Below are 5,882 nucleotides of genomic sequence, written 5' to 3' on the forward strand. Positions count from 1 at the left end.
AGTCGCTGTAGATAAATTGGCGGCTAGAAGTGGAAAATGAACCACTGACGGGGTACCGGTCTTAATGATAAGAGTGGAACGCAAGTCAGTCCTAAAAAGCAAATTCCATAGATAGAAGCAGCCAAGTCCAACAGGTATTTATCCATTGTGCTACGACAACGGATAAATACTTAAGCGTTAGCAGTACAGGAGTAACATGGTTAAGCAAATATGGGAAATAACTCCCCAAGATATACAAGATTATGCAGTATGGCAGTTTGCCTCATGGAAAGATGATAGTCATGATGACACTGTCATTTGTCAAGCTAGCCAAGATGATGCTCTAGACCCCAACTCTAACATCATTGTCAGGGCGAAATTCGTCGATGCGAATGGTAATGAGTTTATTGGTTTCATTCATTACGGATTAGCTGAAGTCGAATATTCTCAACCCAATATGTTCGTAAATGGCAAAACCGTAGGCTTTTGGTTTGGCATTACGAAGCCCAATCATAATGACCTGATAAGACTAAACTTCCCTATAGTGATAACGTCAGAGTCAGTTTTTGGTTTAGAGCAGATTACAGTCACTATCGAAGGTTATAGTTATGTCAATGAAGCATCGGCTACTTGCGTAATGTCCTGCTAACAAATTGTTTAAGAGTGATTCGGCACGCGTGGCATTTTTACCATGCGTCAGGTTTAGTGGTTAAGGTGGTATGCGGAAGCTTCGGTATTGCGTGCCTCACACCTTAACAAGGCGTTAAGTTGTTTCGGAGGTTACTTGAAGCATAAAGTATATAAATATTTGAGTTTTTCTGAGGGTAGTTTGGCTGTACTTAGAAACCAAACTTTGAAATTTAGCTCGTTTGATGGGTTTAATGACCCATTCGATTGTATTGCTGAATACGATGTAGAGGCTTCGTTAAAATACTTTCAAAGTAATCCAGAATTGTACAAACAAATTGGCGACATCAAAGGGTTATCACCTGCAAAGCGTTTACAAAGTAAGGGGGTGGTCGACGCAGGCATCAAGAAACAAATAGAGTCTGGCGCATTACATCATGACGTGGTGAAGAAAGTAGGCATCCTGTGCTTGAGCCATAAAGATGACAATATACTAATGTGGTCTCATTACGCTGATAATCACAAAGGATTTGTAGTCGAATTTGAAGTTGATTTTTCGGATGCAAAATATGGTTCTAAAACTGTCGAACGAACCCTTATAGGTTATCCTGTCGAATACTCAGAAAAGATGCCTGTTGTGACTGCTGCGAGAGGGGGCTTTGACTCGGTAAAAAAGATGTTTCTAACTAAATCACTTGACTGGGAATATGAGTCTGAGTATCGGGTGTTGACCATGAACAAAGGTCCCGGCATTCACAAGTTTAATGGAAAGCTAATTTCTAGAGTTATTGCGGGAGCTAAGGTCACTCAAGAAAGCTATGCTCTTTTGGAATCATTAGTTAATGCGCTTAGTAAGCAATTTGATAAAAATGTTGTTTTAGATCGGGCTACCATGGTTAAAGGTGCCTACAAATTAAAAACAACTTAACAAAGCGTTTAAGACAGATTCCCAACGCTTGGCATTTTGCATGCCATCGTTGGGTTTTGTGTTTAAGGTGGTATGGTTAGGTTCATTGGTAGCGTTGCTCACTACTTAACGCGGCGTTATGTGTTTTTAGGACAAAAATGGAAATTTTCGAAATTCAACTAGAAAACTCAATCGGTCCAGTCAAGCTTGGTATGACAGAAACTGAAGTGAGCAATGTTATCGGAGCTCCTGATTACATCTATGGTCATCGCCATCATTTTTTAGATGGTCTCATGGTAGATTTTGATAATGAAGGAAGAGTTGAGTTCATTGAAGCTGCGGCGTCTGAGTTGTTTTCAACGACATTGTTTGGCATTGACGTACATAGGACATTAGCGACTAATGTGCTCGAACGAGTTCAGCTAGAAGGTAATTATGATCATTCTGATCCAGAGTTAGGCTATAGCTACGTGTTTAAAGAGCTTCAGTTATCTTTCTGGCGTCCAACTCTTCCTGACCTAGAAGAAGGTGAAGGGTTGTACTTTCAATCGGTTGCAATTGCTTCCGAGGGTTACTTTGAGTAAACACATAACAAAGCATTTAAGAGTGATTCGCAACGCTTGGCAGTTTCGCTTCGCTCAAGTATAGCCAAGCGCCGCTCACACCTTAATGCGGCGTTATGTACACATCTGGTCGCTATAAAGTAGTTAAGAGGTAAAATATGTCGTTTGAACTCCCTTTTGACCTCCCATTTGGGTTGTTTAAAAAGAATAAAATTAAAGAGTCGTGGGATGAACATGTCCTACATGCTTACAAGCAAAACCAAAATTTTGATGACATTATTGATAGTAACAAAACGTTGAAGGAAATGCCTAAGCCTAGAAGCAGAAAAGAGGTTGCCAAAACTATACTCTCATCCGGAGAACAACCTAATTTATTTGCTCAAAGGTTTGCGAGTAAGCATGTCCTTGGTGATGTCGGAGAGGCTATTACAGAATTACTTCTACCTAGTAATTATGCGGATGTAAACCAAAGTGGCTATGATGTAAAATATCAAGGGGCTCTAATTGAAGTAAAAACAACAGTATCTGACAGAGTAAGTATGAGTCCGTCCCAGTTTTCACGAGCAGATTATTTGCTTGTACACCGCTATTTGGAGCGAAATGGTTACTACCAACAGTCTTATCTCATTCCAGTTGTTTTAGCAAAACTTGTAAAACATCCAAAAACGTCAAATCAGAACGTCACATTTAACTTAGACAAAGAAAAATGGATTCCACACTTTTCAATTTTGCCAAAGCGATTAGTGGACTACTTTAATCTTCGGGAGGCTTATTTAAATCAGAAATCGCATCACGTTATTAATAAGATCTTAAATCCTGGAGCTTATATTCAAAATTTTAAAATGTATCCTTCAATAAGTCGGAGTAGTGGAGTTTTAGAAGTGGATAGCCTGTTTTTTCAAGAGGCGAGGTGCGAATGTTGGAGGTGGGAGTTGAGATTTGCTTATTTCCAATATGCTTTTGAAAGATTAGTTGGGGATTTTGAATGGGGCTTTGATAAAACTAAAGTTGAGGGTATTGATTTTATAGGGTTTAACCCGAAATTAGAAAATAATTCGTGGGTCAAATGTACATAACAAAGCATTTAAGAGTGATTACCAACGCATGGCATTTTTCATTCCATCGTTGGGTTTTGTGTTTTCGGTGGTATGGTTAAGTTTCGTGGTTGCGTTGCTCACACCTTAATGCGGCGTTATGTATAAAGGTCAGGCATCTCCACCTTGAGCTATGAAATCATCATATGTCATAGCAGTTGATACAGATTTGGCTGTAAAATCGAGGGCTAGTACTACCTCAGACTCTGCATTTCTCGCCCAAAGAATCGATTCTTTATTAACTGTTGCTTTGATTACAATTCGATCATTTCTAGGGGTATCAGAGGAAGGGTGGTGATATGCAAACGATTTTGCCACACTGAAGTCAGTTGACCATGATTGTCTCTGCTTATACTTGTCTGTTTTTAACTCGGTGTTGTGACAACCTCTATAGACAGTGACTAACTCACCTGCGCATTGGAACTCATTGATCTTCTGATTGATTATCACAACGGGAAACCAATTGTCTGTACCTCTATTTGTGTGTGCGTATAGGCATTTGCTCAATTCAATGTCACTGTATACTTGCCAAGCTTTGAAACAGTCAAACATCGCTTGAAGAAACTCATTTAATTCAGGGCTTCCAGATTCATAGTAGAGAGCATTGTAGTCTGCGTCGGTTGCTTTTTTAGCCTTTACATCTGTCGAAACATCATATAACTGCGATAAGTTATTGCAGATTATGACTATTTCATCAGCAGTAAAGCTGGAAAGCTTTTGGCTGAAGTGTTCCCAACATATTTTCATGTCTAACTTCAGGCAATCAATTACTTCTTGTTTCATAAGTGGTTTATATTTTAGTTCGGTGTGTGCATTATACATAACAAAGCGTTTAAGACAGATTCCCAACGCATGGCATTTTTCATTCCATCGTTAGGTTTTGTGTTTACGATGGTCTGGTTGGGTTCTGTGGTCGCGTTGCTCACTACTTAACGCAGCGTTATGTGTCAGTGACATCTTGGAGATAGAGAGTAGATGAGTAAATTTAGAGAGCATGTGAAAAATATTTCTATGGTATCTACCTTGTTGGGAGGGTACTTCTTTTTTTCGTATGTAGTTTCTGAAAGAATACCGTTTCCTATGGAAATGGATTCTTTGCTCTCTCTATTGGTGGTAGTTGGATCGCTATCTGCTTTGTTTTCTATTGTCGGTGCAATGTATGTAGTCATGGCTGTGTTTGTAACTGATGACTTGTATGGAAAGTACTATTACAAATATTTTTATCAAAGCTCTAACATAATTCCAAATAAGTATGTTTCGAGTATTGTTGGTTTTGTTATTTATTTTTTACTTGCACCGACTTCATTTTGGGTTTCCAGTTTTCTTGACTATAGTTTGTGGCTGCCATTGGTTTTGTTTTTAGCTATACCATTTTTATACTCTTTTTACTTGTTAACTCCAGATAAAAAGTTATTACCTTTGGATTTTTCACAGGTATCAACTCAACAATACGTATTGTTAGTATTTAGTTTTTTCTTTATTAATATATTGTCTAATATGTCATTTGTGCTTTACGTTCAATTTCTTTCATTTACTGAGTTAGTGGTTGACGATCCAGAGTTTTACTTGTCTTGTGTTATCTTTGTTTTCTTCAGCTATATATCGCTTATTCCAGTAAAACCAAAAACAGAATTTGAACAAACAGCAAGTAAATATAGGAAAAATACGCCAATACTTAACTTCATCAAGCGACCTGCTGCTTTGGTCTATTTGCTCGCTGTAATGTTTTGTTTGTATCCTCCAGTGACTTCTAAGATTGCTAGTAGAGTCCTATATTTGCTCGGTGTTGGTGGTAGTTTAGAAAGGTCTTATCACTACACGCCAAATGCTAGAGTTCAAGTTCCACCTGTTTTTGTAAATGAGTGTGTTGATAGTTATTGTGAAACAAAGCCAGTAATTGTTTTGTTAGATGTAGGTGGGACTCTATTCGTTAGGTTGGCGGGTGATGATTCAGCGCCCATAATAGCGTTGGCAGGTAAAAGCATGTATCCAATCATTCCGCAAAAAGACACATAACAAACAATTTAAGAGTGATTCCCCACGCTTGGCATTTTTTGGTTGGGTTCAGTTTAGTGTTTACGGCATCCCAGTTAAGTGTCGTGGTAGCGTGGCTCACACCTTAATTGGGCGTTAACTGGCTTACGACAAAATCACATTCGGAGGTAAGAATGGATATAGATTACGCATACATAAAACAGCTTCTTAGTGAAATCAAAGAGGCTCAAGAACCTTATGCGGACTCGCAGAAGTTGTACATGAAATACCTCAATGTGGATGATGGAACAGATAAAAAATTTGTGTTTCATTGGCATCTAATCGTCGAGAATGGACTTCTATCTACTAACAAAGGTCCGATTTATGACATGAAGAGCAGTGGTTTAGTAGCTTCACCACAAGCTCCGATGAAGTTTATGCTAGTGTGCTCACCAATAAGGCTGACGAGTTCAGGTATCGAATTTTTGTCGTCTCTTGAAGAGCCGAAAGTACTTGATGTGATAGTAGATAAGTTTAAAGGAGAAGGCTTCTCTGCAATTGTAGATATCTCGAAACAGCTCGGCATGAAGATATTGAATAAAAAATTAGAAAGTATCGACTTTTGAGAGCGCCAGTTAACAAAGCATTTAAGAGTGATTCGCAACGCTTGGCAGTTTCGCTTCGCTCAAGTATAGCCAAGCGTCGCTCACACCTTAATGCGGCGTTATGTTTTCGGAG

General features: G+C 38.8%; 7 protein-coding genes. 6 read left to right on the plus strand and 1 reads right to left on the minus strand.

The features are described 5' to 3' along the window. Positions 1-196 precede the first annotated feature (196 nt). The 4 genes from BCV39_RS18685 to BCV39_RS18710 all read left to right on the plus strand — a co-directional run bounded on the left by BCV39_RS18685 (position 197) and on the right by BCV39_RS18710 (position 3,152). The gene (locus BCV39_RS18685; protein WP_102431689.1) at positions 197-628 is read left to right on the plus strand and encodes a hypothetical protein; all 432 of its coding nucleotides are present in this window, start codon (positions 197-199) and stop codon (positions 626-628) included. A 135-nt stretch (positions 629-763) separates the two neighbouring features. Beyond that, on the plus strand, positions 764-1,534 hold the full coding sequence (locus BCV39_RS18695) for a DUF2971 domain-containing protein (protein ID WP_102431688.1): 771 nt from the start codon (positions 764-766) through the stop codon (positions 1,532-1,534). Between the two features lie 137 nt (positions 1,535-1,671). Continuing rightward, positions 1,672-2,097 (plus strand): hypothetical protein, encoded by a 426-nt coding sequence (locus tag BCV39_RS18705; protein ID WP_102431687.1) that lies wholly within the window; start codon positions 1,672-1,674, stop codon positions 2,095-2,097. A gap of 137 nt (positions 2,098-2,234) precedes the next feature. Beyond that, positions 2,235-3,152 (plus strand): hypothetical protein, encoded by a 918-nt coding sequence (locus BCV39_RS18710; protein WP_102431686.1) that lies wholly within the window; start codon positions 2,235-2,237, stop codon positions 3,150-3,152. Between the two features lie 129 nt (positions 3,153-3,281). Here BCV39_RS18710 and BCV39_RS18715 read toward each other — a convergent pair whose 3' ends face one another. Beyond that, positions 3,282-3,953 (minus strand): hypothetical protein, encoded by a 672-nt coding sequence (locus BCV39_RS18715; protein ID WP_102431685.1) that lies wholly within the window; start codon positions 3,951-3,953, stop codon positions 3,282-3,284. Positions 3,954-4,145: 192 nt separating this feature from the next. Here BCV39_RS18715 and BCV39_RS18720 point away from each other — a divergent pair, with 192 nt between their 5' ends. After that, positions 4,146-5,186, plus strand: coding sequence for a hypothetical protein (locus BCV39_RS18720; RefSeq protein WP_102431684.1), 1,041 nt, complete (start codon positions 4,146-4,148; stop codon positions 5,184-5,186). 152 nt (positions 5,187-5,338) lie between these two features. After that, on the plus strand, positions 5,339-5,770 hold the full coding sequence (locus tag BCV39_RS18725; RefSeq protein WP_102431683.1) for a DUF2513 domain-containing protein: 432 nt from the start codon (positions 5,339-5,341) through the stop codon (positions 5,768-5,770). Positions 5,771-5,882: the final 112 nt, after the last annotated feature.

It is taken from the genome of Vibrio sp. 10N.286.55.E10, from assembly GCF_002872555.1.
GTDB classification, from domain to species: domain Bacteria; phylum Pseudomonadota; class Gammaproteobacteria; order Enterobacterales; family Vibrionaceae; genus Vibrio; species Vibrio crassostreae.

Coding starts and splice junctions, on each gene's coding strand:
- BCV39_RS18685 (WP_102431689.1), top strand. CDS start 197: ATGGTTAAGCAAATATGGGAAATAACTCCCCAAGATATACAAGATTAT.
- BCV39_RS18705 (WP_102431687.1), top strand. CDS start 1,672: ATGGAAATTTTCGAAATTCAACTAGAAAACTCAATCGGTCCAGTCAAG.
- BCV39_RS18710 (WP_102431686.1), top strand. CDS start 2,235: ATGTCGTTTGAACTCCCTTTTGACCTCCCATTTGGGTTGTTTAAAAAG.
- BCV39_RS18715 (WP_102431685.1), bottom strand. CDS start 3,953: ATGAAACAAGAAGTAATTGATTGCCTGAAGTTAGACATGAAAATATGT.
- BCV39_RS18720 (WP_102431684.1), top strand. CDS start 4,146: ATGAGTAAATTTAGAGAGCATGTGAAAAATATTTCTATGGTATCTACC.
- BCV39_RS18725 (WP_102431683.1), top strand. CDS start 5,339: ATGGATATAGATTACGCATACATAAAACAGCTTCTTAGTGAAATCAAA.